We start from the raw sequence: 15,315 nt of genomic DNA on the forward strand, positions 1-15,315 counted from the left end.
TTTTTGGATTTAGGGGCGATTATATAAAAAATAAGCTTAAATTTTGAGGTTGGTTTGGATGAAAATTTACGTCGAATAAATTTAGCGTTTTAACAAACGGCGGTTTAAAAAGTAGCAAGCCAGGCAAAACCCCGCGATGTCCGCGATAAACGGGTGGCCTATTCTAGGACAGAGATTTAGGCGTTATGTTGGAAAAATTATGTCCAAAATTTGATTACGCCAAATTTGTCGTGGAATCTAAAAAAAGTAACTATGTATTTTATTTTGTAGTATAAAATGAAGATGGTGGTTAGAGGCGACTTGACGATGTCTTTAAAAGACCTGGTATTACGCTATTTATTTAATAAAAACGCCAAAAATATTTTTAAAATATTTTTGGGTAATTCAGTTTTTAAAGCTTGAAAAAATGGTAATGAAAACTTTACTTTTCAATACAAAAACGTAGGTATGCCCTAAAATAGGCACTTCGTGATTTAAGCATTCGCCGTATTTAAGTTTCAAACGCTTAAACGGCTAAATTTTCTTAAGAATTGGGTATGTTTCACGGCTTTTTTGGCTCGAAACTTAATTAAGGTTAAAATGTGAAACAAAAGCCGTTTTTATTCGTTTCACGCTTGCCACTTATTCGCGCCGTAAATGCCTAAAACATAAATAGCGTCATCCTCTATCGCAAACGGTATCACGTAGCTTTTAAAAATAAGGTCTCTAACGCGCTCATCGTCAAAGCTTGCGGACTTGCGATACATAAGAGGGCTGTCGCTTATTGCTTGTAGCTTTGCGATTAGCTTGTCTCTAAAACCCTGCGCTCTGTTTGGGCTATCTTTTGCGATAAAGTCAAATACCGTCTTTAGCTCGCGGTTAAATCTAGCCGTGCGTCTAATTACCATTTTTCCATCTCGGCTTTTAGCGTCTCTAGCGGATACGTCTCAAGCTCGCCGCGCCTGATCGCTTCTATGTCGGCTTTGTATCCGGCTATTCTTTGCTCCATCGTCCTGCCGTCGTCGTAGATCGGGTAATCCTCGCCTCGCTCCAGCGTCTCAAAGCTTTTATTGGCGCTACTAGCCAAAATCTTACCTATCGCGACAAGCTGGTTTATTATGGTTTCATCTGCTCGTATGGTTAGAGTTTGCATATCCTAGCCTTTGTTTTAAAATCCACCACTATTTTAACCGTTTGGGGCTTATTATTTTATTAGATGACTAAATTTGACTACTTTGCAGACTTAGGATAAAATTGCGACTAGTCGCAAAACATTTCAAAGTCTGTAAAAATATTTAAAATCTGACAGTAGTAAAGAAAACGCGGCTACGCCGACCCCCACACCCTAGCCTTACTGCAAAGAACCTAAGAAAATCTGCTTCGATAAAAAAATGGAGGCGAAATAATTTCACCGTGACAAGTTGTCACGCTGTGTCCTGGTTATGTGATACACTACGGACAAATAGGGGCGGGGTGTCCTGCTCTAAGCTCCATAAAATAATGGTGCTTCATCTGTCGCACGCGTTAAATATTCTCGCTATTTTTAACGTATCGACTTAAAACATCCCGATAAATTGAGCTATCAGGATAAAAGCTAAAATCATCAATAAATCGTCCATTGTTTTATCTCCTTTTAGTAAGCTTATTCAAGAGGGCTATCAAGCCCCCTCTGATAAACCTACGCGCCTTTTAGGTCTTTGTGCCACGTGTAGCTACCTTTGGGCTCTAGTTTCGTTTCTAGCTCTTTGTTTAGCTCTCTTAGTAGCTTTATTCTCTCCCCTAGCTTTTCGCACTCGCTAGCATAATAATTAAAAAGGCGGTATGCTTGTAAGCCCGTTTCAAATAATGCGTCCGCCGTTCCTTTTGCCTCTCTCTTTGCTACCTCTGCTTTAAACGCTTCGCGAGCCTTATCGCCTCTTGCTCGGTCTAGCTCAATGCCTCGCTTATGCAAGCTGGTCCATAACCTAAAGGCGAAATCTTTTAACTGCGAATAGCTGGGCGCGTCTGCGCCCTTAGCTAAATACTTCAAAGCTTGGTTAAAGTCTCTTTTGTTCATTGCTCGCACCTTTGGCTATTTCCCAGCCCTTATCATCATAAGCGGTTATTTTCTTTACGAGGTCGTCCGCGCCTATTAATCCCTCGCGATACTGCGCTAACGTAAGTTGCATAAACTCGTAACGCGGCTCAATCTCGCCTAGCTTCGCGTTCTGCTCTTTTGCCGTCTTTAGCTCCTGCTCTGCTTTTTCAAGCGCGCTTAATAAAGCTTCCGCGCTCTCCTCTGCTTTATCCAGTCTGCTTGATAAATCCTCGATTATCTCGTTTGCTCCGATAAGGGCGTCCGTTAAAGCCGTATGGCTCATTTGCGATATTTCTTGCGATGTTTGCATTGTGTGTCCTTTAGTGTGATGTGTTGATTAGCTTCGCTTACGCGTCGCGCCTTTGGCTCTGCTTGCTTTTTAGTTTGATTAATTCCCGCTCTAGCTCGCTTAGTTTATTTTTTAGTATCATCTTATCGGCTAGTAGGCTTTGGATTTTAACTGCGCTTTTTGCTAACTCGTCGTAAAAATAGGCTATGCCGTCTTTTAATTCCGCGTTTTGTTTTTCAAGTTCGGCAAGGCGTTTATTTAATACGGTGTTTCCCTTTAATACTCTCTCGTTTTCGTGCTTTATCGCGCCGCGCTCATAAAACAGCAAGTAAGCCACATCATAAAGCGTCTGTTCGTCCGCTTCGGCTCGTCCGTTATTTTGCTCTATGATAAACTCGCAAAAGCTTTTTATTGCGGGTCTGTCTGAATTGGCTAGTATTAGCATTTCTTTTCCTCCTCTCTTTGTTCGGCTATTTTTTTATCTGCATAATCGCGCACCGCTTGGGCTACGTCGTCGATCGCCACGCTTAGGAAATAAGACGCGTTTGCCATTACGGCGGCATTAGTTCCTACGCCTTTTTGCAAATACGGCAAAGCATACACTAGCGTGCTAATAGCGTTTAGCGCGCTTGGTATCTCGTTGGTTAGGTCTAGCTCGTCGGCTATGTCAAATGTTAATTGCATTGGGGTCTCCTTTGAATATCAGTATTTTATGGTTTATTTGTAGAATAATATCATATTAAACTAATAAAGTCAATATCTTTTATTATGCTTTTATGATATTTTCACTTTTTTATGGTATGATACTATGACAAAACACAATAAAGGGGCTTTTTATGGAATTGACAAGAGACGATTTTAACGAATTGCTAAAACGCGTAAATTTGAGTAAAAAAGAGTTTGCGGAGCTTGTGGGTGTTCAGTATTCAAGTGTTAATAACTGGGGTAGTGGTAAATTTGGCGTGCCGTATTGGGTAAAAAGCTGGCTTGAAAATTACGAAAAATCCACACGCTACGAAAAAATCAAAGAATTAACTAAAGACCTTTAACCTCATCGCTCCTAATCCCAACCGCTTTAAATCTCTCTGCGATAGCTACCTAAGTTAAATTTACCTAGCTACCTACATTTAACGTACCCAGCTACCGGTATTTAATTCCCCTAGCTTACTCAGCGCAAAAATGCGTTTAGCTCTATGAATTAAACTCACCCAGCTTTTAGAGTTTTCCCTTTTTTTGTGGTAAACCTCTCACGCCTAGCTTTAACGGGTCAAATATTCGGCTTGTTAGTTTTCTCCAAATTTGGCGAAAAGTCCGTTTTTATTTTTTCGTGAAATCCAAAGGATATGAATTGAATGCCACCCCCTTTAAACTCAAGGGGGGGGGTGTCAGTAGTGGTTACATCCTTTTACTTTGCGCCTATGGGCTAAATCCGGCTTAGGGCATAATGCGCCTATGACCTAGATTAATCTACCTCATCGCTTTGGTTTTGCGTTCCATTTTTTTATGGAATGACGATTTTGAGGCTGCTCGCTCGACGGCGCAAAATTGCGCTGTCGGACAAATAGGCTATTTTGGGGCATTGTTACGTAAGCCGAAAATTAAGCGCACGCGCTAGGCTAAAAAGCTTTTGATCGCGTCAAGTTATCCGCCTCCGCGCTTTGAGGGGGGGCGTATCATCAAATTAACCTCACTCTATTTAAACGCAAAATAAAGCCCCCTGTTTGATTTTAACTCTTTTTGGTATCTTTGTATGTTCTGGAGGCTCTTTTTAAAACGTAGCCCCCTTATTTTTATTCTATGGGCTATTATGTTAATTTACTCTCTTTGCTATTAGATTATCACTCGTTTGTTTCACTCGCTCGCTAGACCCCGCGTGAGGTTTAAGGAAAGGATGGGAAATTTAGAGAGGAGAGGAGGGGGAAAAGTAAATGGAGGGGGAATACACTAAGGGGTCTAATTCTTAAAACGCGTTTTTTGTCGTCTTGAAAAAATATGAGTTATGCCCGTATGCGTGCGTATTATCGCACTCTTTATTTTTCAAGTTGATTAATAATGTATTAATTTTTCTTTAGATTTGCTGGAGAAGTATAGAGGGCGCAAAAATTCTGTTTCTTAAAGTAAATGAAACGGGCAAAAAGCGGCTTAAGGTTCGGGCGGTTTTTGGGGTAAAAATAGGCGGAATAATATGCGATGAGGTTACGGGCGCGTTACAATGTAACGTTACGGCGCGTTACGGATAGATCGGGGGCTGTTACGCCCTTAGCTCTCTTTTGTTATTGTGCGCTTTGTATGCGAGCTTTGCCGGCTGCGCTTTGGTTGCAGTGTCGATTATTTGCGAGAAATCGCGCACGGCTTGGCGCAGTTGTAGTTCTAGGCGTTCGGCTCTAGGCAGCAATGCAGGTTTATTTAAATCAATGATCGGAGCGGTCGCCTCTAGCCTCCATAAGCTAGCTTTTAGCCCGTCTTTGATTTTCTTGTCATAGATGTAAAATTTACTTAGCGAGGATAGCCCCGTATGATTTACGTAAAAAGCATTCTCATATCGTCGCAGATGAAAATATTCGGCTAGTTTTTGCACGTCAAAAGGAGAGGAGCTATCAAAGCATAAATCAACGCCTGAAACATTGCCGACCTCTTTTAAAAGCTCTGCAATGAGATTAGAGGGCGTTTGTTCGTCGCCGTATTGTTTTAGCCCAAATATTTCTAAACGCGCCCTATGCCTGCTATCTTGCGCCGTATTGGCATAAAAGATATTTAGGTCGTCAAGTTCAAAAATATTCGTCAAATTTAGTTCGGTGTCGTATCGGTATTTTTTGGCAATCGTTTTAAATCGCCAGTCGCTTTTATCCATTTTACGCCAACTTTTGCCGTATGCCCGTGCGATGAGGTTCAGGCGGTCAAGCTTCGATCCGTCTTTGCTTCGCCTATCTTTACGAAAATCGGCGCGTATGGTGTCTATGGCTATGCTAGGCGTTTCAGCTAGTATTTGGGTAATTTGAGGTAATATTTCCACGTTTTAATATCCAAAAGGGGCGGCTCGCTTGACACTAACCGCCCCTATTTTTTGGCTTTACGCTACTTTAACGCCGCGCGCTTTTAGCCACTCGATAGCCTTTTGTCTTTGGGCTTTATCTTTGAAGTAAGCCACCTTGTAATCTGTTTTTTTCGGGTCGTGCCATTTGCGCGTTATTAATCCTGCTCTCTCGAGATTGATTAATTCTACGTTTTGGTTACTAGCCACTATCTCGCACGCTCTAACGGGCGCGCCTTTTGTTATCATTTTTCGCAAAATTTGTTCTTTGATTATTAAACTACGCATTATTTTTACCCTCTCTAGGCTCTCTTATGCCTAGCTTTATTTCTAGCTCTTTTATGCTCTTACTCTGCGTCTGCACGATATGAAATAAATCATAAGCACAATCTAGCAAAGGTTGAGCGACGTCGTCTAAGCTCGCCACCTTGTAAGCGTGCAAATGCTTTTTAAAAGCCTTTAGCATAACCTCATCGCCTGCGCTAAAGCAAAGTTTGCTAGGCGTAAATACTAGCTTATTCATTATTTGCGCTCCTTTGAAAAAATCGCTCTCTTAGCCGTTGGTTTTCGGCTTGGAGGGCTTGGAGTTGATTGCGTTGTCCGTGTAGGACTTGAAATAAATTAAAGGCTACTGCCAGCCCTTGATTTAAACCCTCTTTGTAGTCGCTAGGCTCATCGCTTGTCGCAGATTTTAAGACGTCCGGATAAACTTCACCCAACATTCGAGCAAAATCTGAATAAAGCCCTTTTTCGGCTTCGTTTTCAAAGGCTTTCATTTTACGCGCCTTTCCTCATAAAAAACGCCTCTACCTCGGAGGGGTCAAAAAAGGTAATATTTTTACTAAACTTTATCGGCTTAAAAAAGCCCTGCTTGGCAAAATACCACACAGTGTTTAATCCTATGCCGTAAATCTTGGCGATTTGCGACGCTCTTAAATACTTCGGTTTGACTTCGTGTGTTTTCACGCTTTACCCTTTATTGTTCGTATTATCTTTGCAAAGATTAAGCGAATATTACAAAGGTGAGACGCTTGTGTAAACAGATTTTATTTTCCGTTTTTTTTGAAAAATGGGGAAAATTGAGGTAAATTTTAAAAAATTGTGGGGTTTAGCGCGGTCTTATTTCTCGGGGATAACCGCGCATTTATGGGGGTTTTGCCCTATTTATCCGATTTACGGAAATCATTTTCCGTCTTTTCGTATTCAGCTAGGAAATCGGCAAAATTTTTCATAACGTAATTACAAATACTTTGGGTTAATGTGCCACTGTCGATAGCTTCAGCTGCCTTTGCGGAATAATAAACATCAAGACTGCGTAATTCGTCTCGAAATTGATCTTTTACGTTTTGTATGTGCCTTTGTTTGTCTAAATAATGACTGATAACGGGGTTATCGTAAAAATATGCGTCCATTCTTTTTAAAAACTCACAATAATACGCTGTAGTTTCTAACGCTTTGGTGTGATCAGGCTCATAATGAAAAAGGTTACGGTGTAAATATGCTTTCCCCTCCTTGTTTGCTTGTTCTATGCCATTTTTTATTTCTTGTAGTTCCTCTAGGCTTTTGCAAGAAAAGCCCCGTGGCAGGGTTAGTCCAATTATTCCTACTGCTTTTTTGTAGTTTTCAAAAGAGAGAATTAGCTCTTTTTCGTCTTTTTGCTTAGCGTCTTGTTCGGCTATTATGCAAAGCTCCTTAAAATACAAAAAGAGCTCAAATTTTACCCTCTCTGCGGCTTCTCTAGTGTTGTTGATTTTTAAAAGAAAATAGAAATCATCCATTGTAAAGCCGTCTATTTCACCGCTTTTAACGTCGTCAATCATTTTCGTAAAAAAAGCCTTTTCAATATTGTTCCAAAAACTACTTTTTAAGAAATCGCTAATAAACGCCTCTACCGCCTCGGCTCGCGCGTTTGTTTTATCTGTTTTGTTGTTGTCAAAGGCTTCTAGGTCTTTATCTCTGCCTTTGCTCTTTGCGCTATTGCCTCGCGTTTTGTTTGTTGTCATTTTTTGCCCCCCTTTAATTATCTTTTGTGTCTAATACGTAACCGCTCCACCAGTCAAGCAAGATTTTAAGCTCGTCCAAAAAATCGGCTTTTTCCGAATAGCTTAAATCTACTTTGTCGCCGTGCAGATGGTCCAACGCCTTTTTAATAGCCTCTTTACTTACTCCGTGCTTTTGCATATTGTTAAACGCCTGCGTCATAAATATGCCTCTTAGGCTATGCAGGGTTACTACGCGCCCAGTTTGCCTATCTCTAAAATCAAAGCCCTTGATCGCATTCGTGGCGGTGTCTTTGTGGATATGGTCGGTAAAGTGGGAATTAATAAAGACGTATTCGTATGCTCTGCTTAATTTCGCCTGATCTTGCAATATGCGCATAACCTCATCGCTAATCGGTAATTTGAAGTCGCCTATCTCGCTACGTTTGATTTTTTGCTCGGCTCGCGGTATGGTTAAAAGCCTCTTTTCAAAATCCACGTATCGCCACTTTAAGCGAGATAACGGCGCAGCCCTTAGCGGCAGGTGTAGGCATAACTTCATCGCGTTTTTAATCGTCTCGAAATGAGGATAATCGTAAATGGCGTTAAAAAATGCCTTTAAGTCCTCGCGCTCGGTAAGTTTTGCGTAATGCTCTACTTTGGTTTTGGGTATGAGCGTTTTAGCGTCGATATTTGCCATAATGTTAATTTCGGCGTAGCCGCTCGATACTGCGAATAAAAAGACGCGGTTTAAAATTTGATTGATTATTTCAGCTGTTTGGGGCGTCGTCTTTGATACTTCTTTTAGTATGCTCGCTATCTCGCCGTGAGTTATGCTTTTTATGCCTCTATCCTTTAGGATCGGCATTACGTGATTTTCTATGCGCCCGCGCTTGGTTTTGAGCGTCTGCGGCAAAACGTTTTTAGCTTCAATCTCTAGCCACTCGCTAAAGACCTTTTCAAAGCCCCGGTTATGATCGCTTATTCTTTGAGCTTTGGCGCGCTTCTTGTCCGTTATCGGGTCTGCGCCGTTCATCACTAGCTTTTTAAGCTCGGTTCGCTTCTCTCTTGCCTCGGCTAGCGACAAAGTAGGGTAATTACCTAGCCCGGTGCTATTTGGCTTGCCAGTGTCTGGACTAATAAAGGCAAATACCCAACGTTTGCGCCCGGTCTTGCTTACTATTAGCCCTAAACCGTCGCCGTCCGTGAGCTTGTAGTCTTTGTCTTTGGGCTTTGCCTCTTTGATTTGCTTATCGGTAAGCGGTTTTACTATCCTAGCCATTACGCCTTAATCCCCTAAAATACGTTATTTGAAACGATTTAAAAATATTTTTTGGAGTTTTTGGGTAAAAGTTCGCCGCAAAAATACTTTTAAAATCGCTGCTGTATGCTCGCTAAGTGCCTAAAATACGGGGTATGATGAGGTTTAAAAATATTTTTCGCTATTTAAGCTTTAAAAATACCTATTTTAGGCGTTTCAAGCGTTTAAAAATATTTTTTGGGGTGCTTTGTAAGCCCGATAAATAGGGCGTTTGGAGAGTTTTAAAAATATTTTTTCGCTTGACTTTTAGAATTTTGCCAAAAATACTTTTAAAATACTTTTAAATCTTTAGCTTTGCCTGACTAGTTTAGATTGTTTTTTAGGGGTAAAATCGCTCAAAGTCCGTATTTTAGGGGGTTTTAAAAAGTGCTTTAGATTGTAAAAAACAGGGGATGGTGGTTAGAGGCAGAATCGAACTGCCGACACGCAGATTTTCAGTCTGCTGCTCTACCGACTGAGCTATCCAACCACGCTGTTAAAAAGAAATGTGATTTTAGCTATTTGATACTTAAATTTCGGTTAAAGACGCAAAATTCGGTGCATTTTTAAAATACAAAATTTATTTTTAAAGGCAGTCGCTCAAATTTGGCGGCTTTATGGTGCAAATATCGCGTCAAATTTGCAAATTTAAGATCACTTTTTTAAATTCATCCCCGCGCTCTACGTAGCTGCTAAACTGATCGAGGCTCGCTGCAGCAGGGCTTAAAAGCGCTATTTCGTCTAAATTTTCACTGTTTGTGCCGACTTTCGCAACTTCGTCAAATTTGAAATTTTTATCTATCTCGCCGACTGCGACGTTTAAAAGCTCGCATTTTACGGCCGGGATTTTAAACTCAGCCGCAAGCTTCATCAGCTTGTCCGCATTTGAGCCGATAGCGTAAATTTGCGCCTTAGCGCCGCGCAAGGCTTCAAAAAGCGGCCGCATATCTACGCCCTTATCGTCGCCGCCTAAAATCAAATGCAAAAATTTGCCCTCATATTGCTTTACGGCTTGGATGCTCGCGTCGATGTTGGTCGCCTTCGTATCATTGACCCACGTCCTGCCGCGCGCATCGCGAAACTCCTCTAGCTTGTTGCCCTCGATGACAAAGTCGTTTAACAGCTCTACGTCGCACCTATCGAGCAAAATTTTCTGGATAGCAAGCGCCAAAAGAGCGTCCGTTAAAAACGGCGTTTTAAAGGCGATATCGCTTAAATTTACCCCGCAAAACTCGGCCAAATCCGCCTCGTTTTCGTAGCTTATCACCTTTGCTTTAGTCGGCGCCCCGGCGTAAATTTTGGGTAGGATCGCGACCGTGTTTTCGCCCATCATAGCTAGCGGTTTTAGCTTGGCGCGCTCATACTCGGCAAAGTCGCCGTGCCAGCTGAGGTGATCTGGCGTGATAGGTAAAAGCGCGTATATGCCGGGCGTCGCGGCGTTCGTGTAGTGCATCGTAAAGGAGCTGGTCTCTAGCACCCAAATTTTGGCGTTTGGGTCAAGGTCTGCGAGCGGAACCCCGACGTTGCCGCCCATTATCGAGCCGTAGCGCTCCAGCAGGTGCTGTGCCATCTTCGTCGTCGTGGTTTTGCCGTTCGTCCCGCTGATCCAGACGGTAAAGGGCATTTTGGTGCCGTAAATTTTGTAAAAATAGTCGTACTCGCTGATTAGATTTTGCGCTTTTTTAACCAGTTCGTGGCCGGGCGGGAAGCCGGGACTCGGGATCTCTAAGCCGCTTTTTTCGGGTATGAAAAGATTTGGCGGTAGTAAAGCGTTGCCCCATTCGTCGCTTGAGATCTCGCTAAATTTATCGTCGTAGATATCCCAGCCGCCCTCTTTTGCGAAGTTTTTCGCGATCGCGCGCGTCGTACCGCCGTAGCCAAATAGCGATTTTCTCATTTTCTCCCCTTTGCCCGTAAAATTTGCGTTTCTCGTCCGCGCTAAGATCGGCTTTTCGCCTTTTTGCTCGCGCTAAATTTACCTGATTTTTAGCGCGGTCATGGCGATCAAATTTGCCAAAACGGCGATGAGCCAAAATCTCACGATGATCTTATTTTCCACCCAGCCTTTTATCTCAAAATGATGGTGTATCGGCGCCATGAGAAAAATTCTCTTTTTAAAAATTTTAAAGCTTCCCACCTGCAAAATCACGCTCAAGGTCTCCATAACAAAGACGAAACCGATGATGATGAGCAGGATTTCATTTTTCGTCATCACGCCCATGAGTCCGATATATGCGCCTACGCTGAGGCTCCCGCTATCGCCCATGAAAACCTCGGCCGGATGGCAGTTAAACCACAAAAATCCCATCAACGAGCCGATCAGAGCGGCGGCCACGACGACAGTTTCGCCTACGCCCGCGATCTTGGGCAAAAGTAAATACGAGCTAAAGACCGCGTGTCCGCAGATGTATGCAAATACGCCCAAAGTCAGCAGCGAAAACACCGCAGGCACCGTAGCTAGCCCGTCTAGGCCGTCGGTTAAATTTACCGCATTTGATGCTGCGACGATGACGAGCGTCCAAAAGGCCACCGCAAAAACGCCAAGATCAAGCACCGGAAATTTGTAAAACGGTAGGTAAAATTTACTGCCCAGCTCGCCGTGTAAATAGAGCATCGTCGAGACCGCAAACGCGATCAAAATTTGCGCCGCAAGCTTGGCTCTAGGGCTTAGTCCGTCGTGGTTTTTGCCGCCTGAGATTTTGCGAAAATCATCTTTAAAACCAAGCGCGGTAAAGCCCGCTAGACAGATAAGCGAGGCGAAGACGAAAACATTATCAAGACGCGCGCAGATCACGCTCGCCGCAAGTGCCGCTCCGATAAAGACGAGCCCGCCCATCGTCGGCGTTTTGGCCTTTTTTTGGTGCGTTTGCGGAGCTAGCTCGTAGATGGGCTGGGCGGCGTTTTTGGCTTTCGCCCACGCGATAAATTTAGGCAGCACCCAAACGGTCAAGCAAAATGCGATGAAAAACGAAAAGCCCGCGCGAACGGTGATGTATTGAAAGATATTAAAATTTAAGAATTCATAAATATAGTAAAACATAAAGACCTTTATTTTAAAAAAAACTAATTTTAGTATAATGCCGTTAAAAAATATCTAAATTTAAGGCAAAAATTTAAAAATGGCTCAAAAAACTATTTTGGTGATAACTGACGGCATCGGATATAATGAAAGTAGCGAATTTAACGCATTTGCGGCGGCAAAAAAGCCCACATACGACTGGCTGTTTAAAAACGTCCCAAACGCGCTCATAAAAACCTCGGGCCTAGCAGTGGGCCTACCTGACGGACAGATGGGAAACAGCGAGGTCGGGCACATGTGCATCGGCAGCGGGCGGGTTTTGTATCAAAATTTGGTAAAAATTTCGCTCGGTTTTGAAAACGGCTCGCTAGCCAAAAGCGAAAAGCTTTTAAATTTGTTTAAAACCTGCAAACGCGTCCACGTCGTCGGGCTTTACTCAGATGGCGGCGTGCACTCGCACATGAGCCACTTTGACGCGATGTGCTCTCTCGCGGTTGCAAACGGTTGCGAAGTATGCGCTCACGCGATAACCGACGGTCGCGACGTAGGCCCAAAAAGCGGGCTAGCATTCATAAAATCGCTGCAAGAAAAGGCGCAAAGCGGGGGCTTTAAGCTAGCTAGCGTTAGCGGTAGATTTTACGCGATGGACCGCGACAAGCGCTGGGACCGCGTAAAAACGGCCTACGACGCGATGACGCGAGGGGAAAATGGGCAAACCGTATCGCCGCTAGAATACGTCATGCAAAGCTACGAGGCGGGCGTGACGGACGAGTTTATCGTGCCGGCTAGTTTTGGCGGGTTTGAGGGTATCGGCGAAAACGACGGCGTGATATTTATAAATTTTAGAAACGACCGCGTGCGCGAGATCGCGGCGGCTTTGGGCGATGAAAATTTTAGCGAATTCGCGCGTCCGTTTGTCGTTAAAAATCTACTCACGATGACCGAATACGACGCAAATTTCGCCTTTCCCGTATTATTTGAAAACGAAAAGCTAAAAAATACCCTTGCCGAGGTCGTCGCAAACGCGGGCCTAACGCAGCTGCACACCGCCGAGACCGAGAAATACGCGCACGTGACGTTTTTCTTTAACGGCGGCGTCGAGGAGCTCGCTCAAAACGAAACGAGGGTGCTGGTGCCAAGCCCCAAAGTAAAAACATACGACGAAAAGCCCGAAATGAGCGCACAAGCCGTGTGCGAAGCAGTGCTAAAAGGCATGGAAGACGGGCAGGATCTTATCGTGGTAAATTTCGCAAACGGCGATATGGTCGGGCACACGGGCGAATTTGACGCGGCGGTAAAGGCGGTCGAGGCCGTGGATGCGGCGCTGGGACGCGTCGTGGCAAAGGCTAAAGAGAAAAACTACGCGCTAATCATCACGAGCGACCACGGCAACTGCGAGCAGATGAAGGACGCGCAGGGCAATTTGCTAACCAACCACACGACTTTTGACGTATTTTGCTTCGTGATGGGCGAGGGCGTAAAGGCGGTAAAAGCGGGCGGCCTAAACAATATCGCCGCGAGCGTTTTGGCGCTGATGGGCATCGAAAAACCCGTCGAGATGGACGAGGCGCTGTTTTAAATTTAACTCGCTTTTGAAGCTTAGTTTTATATCAACGACCTGCCGAGGCTTAAATTTAAAGCGAACTAGTTCTTTATATGGCGGGTCAAATTTGAATCTAAATTTGAACTCCGCCGCGTCCTAAGCGCCGCCGTAAAACCGCTAAAATCTACACAAATTTCATCTTTTCAGCATCCCAAAATTTCATTTTCGCTAAAATCGCCCTAATAAATTTAAGGGAAAATCAATGGAAAATTCAAGTCAAAAAAATTTCAAAATCGAGCGTAAAAAGGTCCATTTCATCGGTATCGGCGGTATCGGCATCTCGGCGATCGCGCGGTTTTTGCACGAAAAAGGCTTCATAATCAGCGGTAGCGACATCAAAGAAAGCCCGACCACGCGCGAGCTAGCCGCGCAGGGCATCGACGTCATCACGCCGCACAGCAAGGCCGCGATCAAGGATCAGGACTTCGTCATTTACTCGGCCGCGATAAAGCCTGATAATATCGAACTCGTCGAAGCGCGTAGCAAAGGGCTGCACTGCCTATCGCGCAAAGAGGCGCTACCGATGGTGCTTGAGGGCAAGCGCGTGTTTTCGGTAGCGGGCGCGCACGGCAAAAGCACGACCTCGGCGATGCTCTCTAGTCTCGTGGAGGGCTCGGTCATCATCGGTGCGATCGCTAAGCAGTTTGGCTCAAATATGAAATACGAGCCCTGCGACAACGTTATTTTCGAAGCCGACGAGAGCGATAGTAGCTTTCTTAACTCAAACCCGTATCTAGCCGTCGTGACCAATGCCGAGCCCGAGCACATGGAGCATTACGGCTATGATTTGGAGAAATTTCACGCGGCGTATCGAGGCTTTTTGGAGCGAGCCAAGGTGCGCGTGATAAACGCCGAAGACGAGTTTTTGGGTACGCTAAAGCTCGACGCCGTGCGCCTTTATCCGAGCGTGGACATAACCGAGCTTAGTATGATCGCGCGCGATTTCGTGCCTTATACTGCGTTTAATCTAAAAAATTTAGGCAAATTTGAAGTTCTGGGTATGGGCGAGCATATCGCCGTGGACGCGTCGCTAGCCATACTTGCTGCGCTGAATGAAACGTCTCTGGCGCAAATTAGGCAAAATTTGCTAAATTTTAAAGGTATCAAAAAGCGTTTCGATATCCTAACCGCGAGCCGCAAATTCGTACTCATCGACGACTATGCGCACCACCCAACCGAGATCAAGGCTACGCTACAATCAGTCTTTGAGTACGCCAAACTACTAGGCATCACCAAGATCACGGCGATCTTTCAGCCGCACAGATTTACGCGTCTGAGCGCAAATTTAGAGGCCTTTAAAGAGTGCTTCGAGGGTATAGACGAGCTTGTTATCCTGCCTGTTTACGCCGCTGGCGAGACGCCGATAGAGATAAATTTAAAAGAGGAGTTTAAGCGCTACAATCCCGTGATGACGCAAAAAGTCGCGCGCGAGGGCGAGGGGATCGTCTTTACGGACGAATTTGGCGTGAAAAACTTGCTCGATGACGGCCTAGTGATCGGCTTTGGCGCGGGCGACATCACATATCAGCTGCGAGGCGACGCATGAGGGTCATAATCGTACTTTTAGGCGTGCTTGCCGCGATCGCGATATTTAGCGTGAGCGACGAGAAGCTAAGCAAAAAGGCGAAATTTATCATCACTTTTTCGGTTATTTTTGTCGCGGCGGCGCTGTATTTTTACGAGACCAGGCTAGAAAGCGAGCAGGGCAAAAGGCTGGAACTAATCGCACTTTTTAATCAAGGCAAAACCCTAAAATGCGGAAAGTTTGACGTAAATAACACTAAATTTAACTATGAGTTCGGCACATCCTCTTTTGTCGCAAAACGCGCGGCAAAGGAGCTAAACAGCGTCAAGATCGCGCTTGACGGTTGCGAATTTAAAGGCGAATAATTGCGAAATTTTAAAGATAATCAAAATTTGACCCAAGGCGGCGTTTGGGAGACCGGCGGGCGAGAAAATAACGTCTATCGCGAGAAAAGAAACGGCGATGTCTTTGACGCCGCAGCGCACCGCGAGCAAAAAGAATTTACAAACGCGG

At 44.4% G+C, this 15,315-nt stretch carries 19 protein-coding genes and 1 tRNA gene; 4 read left to right on the plus strand and 16 right to left on the minus strand.

The annotated features are described in order from the left end of the window. Positions 1-608: 608 nt before the first annotated feature. From ACTTJF_RS00205 to ACTTJF_RS00230, 6 genes are all read right to left on the minus strand, one after another. The gene (locus ACTTJF_RS00205; RefSeq protein ID WP_442550229.1) at positions 609-887 is read right to left on the minus strand and encodes a type II toxin-antitoxin system RelE/ParE family toxin; all 279 of its coding nucleotides are present in this window, start codon (positions 885-887) and stop codon (positions 609-611) included. Continuing rightward, the gene (locus tag ACTTJF_RS00210; RefSeq protein ID WP_442550230.1) at positions 881-1,132 is read right to left on the minus strand and encodes a hypothetical protein; all 252 of its coding nucleotides are present in this window, start codon (positions 1,130-1,132) and stop codon (positions 881-883) included. The genes ACTTJF_RS00205 and ACTTJF_RS00210 overlap by 7 nt, the downstream gene beginning before the upstream one ends. A gap of 525 nt (positions 1,133-1,657) precedes the next feature. Continuing rightward, positions 1,658-2,035, minus strand: a complete 378-nt coding sequence (locus tag ACTTJF_RS00215; protein ID WP_442550231.1) for a hypothetical protein — start codon at positions 2,033-2,035, stop codon at positions 1,658-1,660. Beyond that, positions 2,016-2,366: a hypothetical protein gene (locus ACTTJF_RS00220; protein WP_442550232.1), complete on the minus strand. Its 351-nt coding sequence runs from the start codon at positions 2,364-2,366 to the stop codon at positions 2,016-2,018. The genes ACTTJF_RS00215 and ACTTJF_RS00220 overlap by 20 nt, the downstream gene beginning before the upstream one ends. A gap of 37 nt (positions 2,367-2,403) precedes the next feature. Then, positions 2,404-2,790 (minus strand): hypothetical protein, encoded by a 387-nt coding sequence (locus tag ACTTJF_RS00225; protein WP_442550233.1) that lies wholly within the window; start codon positions 2,788-2,790, stop codon positions 2,404-2,406. Continuing rightward, entirely contained in the window at positions 2,784-3,029 is a 246-nt protein-coding gene (locus ACTTJF_RS00230; RefSeq protein WP_442550234.1) for a hypothetical protein, read from the minus strand. The genes ACTTJF_RS00225 and ACTTJF_RS00230 overlap by 7 nt, the downstream gene beginning before the upstream one ends. Positions 3,030-3,187: 158 nt before the next feature. On the opposite strand from ACTTJF_RS00230, the gene ACTTJF_RS00235 reads away from it, so the two are divergent. Continuing rightward, positions 3,188-3,394 carry a helix-turn-helix transcriptional regulator gene (locus tag ACTTJF_RS00235; protein WP_314391088.1) on the plus strand — a complete coding sequence of 69 codons (207 nt, stop codon included), beginning with the start codon at positions 3,188-3,190 and terminating at the stop codon, positions 3,392-3,394. Between the two features lie 1,202 nt (positions 3,395-4,596). On the opposite strand, the gene ACTTJF_RS00240 is transcribed toward ACTTJF_RS00235, so the two are convergent. From ACTTJF_RS00240 to mraY, 10 genes are all read right to left on the minus strand, one after another. Continuing rightward, positions 4,597-5,358 (minus strand): aspartate carbamoyltransferase, encoded by a 762-nt coding sequence (locus tag ACTTJF_RS00240; RefSeq protein ID WP_442550235.1) that lies wholly within the window; start codon positions 5,356-5,358, stop codon positions 4,597-4,599. A gap of 57 nt (positions 5,359-5,415) precedes the next feature. After that, on the minus strand, positions 5,416-5,664 hold the full coding sequence (locus ACTTJF_RS00245; RefSeq protein WP_442550236.1) for a hypothetical protein: 249 nt from the start codon (positions 5,662-5,664) through the stop codon (positions 5,416-5,418). Further along, positions 5,657-5,899 carry a hypothetical protein gene (locus ACTTJF_RS00250; RefSeq protein WP_442550237.1) on the minus strand — a complete coding sequence of 81 codons (243 nt, stop codon included), beginning with the start codon at positions 5,897-5,899 and terminating at the stop codon, positions 5,657-5,659. Before ACTTJF_RS00250 ends, ACTTJF_RS00245 begins: the two co-directional genes overlap by 8 nt. Beyond that, a complete protein-coding gene (locus ACTTJF_RS00255; protein ID WP_442550238.1) occupies positions 5,892-6,152 on the minus strand; it encodes a hypothetical protein in 261 nt (86 codons plus the stop codon). The genes ACTTJF_RS00250 and ACTTJF_RS00255 overlap by 8 nt, the downstream gene beginning before the upstream one ends. A gap of 1 nt (position 6,153) precedes the next feature. Continuing rightward, positions 6,154-6,342: a helix-turn-helix transcriptional regulator gene (locus ACTTJF_RS00260; protein WP_442550239.1), complete on the minus strand. Its 189-nt coding sequence runs from the start codon at positions 6,340-6,342 to the stop codon at positions 6,154-6,156. A 194-nt stretch (positions 6,343-6,536) separates the two neighbouring features. Next, positions 6,537-7,379, minus strand: coding sequence for a hypothetical protein (locus tag ACTTJF_RS00265; RefSeq protein ID WP_442550240.1), 843 nt, complete (start codon positions 7,377-7,379; stop codon positions 6,537-6,539). Between the two features lie 13 nt (positions 7,380-7,392). After that, the gene (locus ACTTJF_RS00270) at positions 7,393-8,637 is read right to left on the minus strand and encodes a tyrosine-type recombinase/integrase (protein ID WP_442550241.1); all 1,245 of its coding nucleotides are present in this window, start codon (positions 8,635-8,637) and stop codon (positions 7,393-7,395) included. Between the two features lie 432 nt (positions 8,638-9,069). Then, a tRNA-Phe gene (locus ACTTJF_RS00275) sits at positions 9,070-9,145 on the minus strand. 144 nt (positions 9,146-9,289) lie between these two features. Then, positions 9,290-10,552 carry a UDP-N-acetylmuramoyl-L-alanine--D-glutamate ligase gene (murD, locus tag ACTTJF_RS00280; protein ID WP_442550242.1) on the minus strand — a complete coding sequence of 421 codons (1,263 nt, stop codon included), beginning with the start codon at positions 10,550-10,552 and terminating at the stop codon, positions 9,290-9,292. A 78-nt stretch (positions 10,553-10,630) separates the two neighbouring features. After that, positions 10,631-11,695 (minus strand): phospho-N-acetylmuramoyl-pentapeptide-transferase, encoded by a 1,065-nt coding sequence (gene mraY / locus ACTTJF_RS00285; RefSeq protein WP_442550243.1) that lies wholly within the window; start codon positions 11,693-11,695, stop codon positions 10,631-10,633. Positions 11,696-11,774: 79 nt separating this feature from the next. Here mraY and gpmI point away from each other — a divergent pair, with 79 nt between their 5' ends. The 3 genes from gpmI to ACTTJF_RS00300 all read left to right on the plus strand — a co-directional run bounded on the left by gpmI (position 11,775) and on the right by ACTTJF_RS00300 (position 15,167). Then, entirely contained in the window at positions 11,775-13,253 is a 1,479-nt protein-coding gene (gene gpmI, locus ACTTJF_RS00290) for a 2,3-bisphosphoglycerate-independent phosphoglycerate mutase (protein ID WP_442550244.1), read from the plus strand. Positions 13,254-13,479: 226 nt separating this feature from the next. After that, the gene (gene murC / locus ACTTJF_RS00295) at positions 13,480-14,823 is read left to right on the plus strand and encodes a UDP-N-acetylmuramate--L-alanine ligase (RefSeq protein ID WP_442550245.1); all 1,344 of its coding nucleotides are present in this window, start codon (positions 13,480-13,482) and stop codon (positions 14,821-14,823) included. Next, positions 14,820-15,167 (plus strand): hypothetical protein, encoded by a 348-nt coding sequence (locus tag ACTTJF_RS00300; protein WP_442550246.1) that lies wholly within the window; start codon positions 14,820-14,822, stop codon positions 15,165-15,167. Before murC ends, ACTTJF_RS00300 begins: the two co-directional genes overlap by 4 nt. The last annotated feature ends 148 nt before the right edge of the window (positions 15,168-15,315 follow it).

This window comes from Campylobacter sp. (assembly GCF_052170435.1).
GTDB lineage: Bacteria > Campylobacterota > Campylobacteria > Campylobacterales > Campylobacteraceae > Campylobacter_A.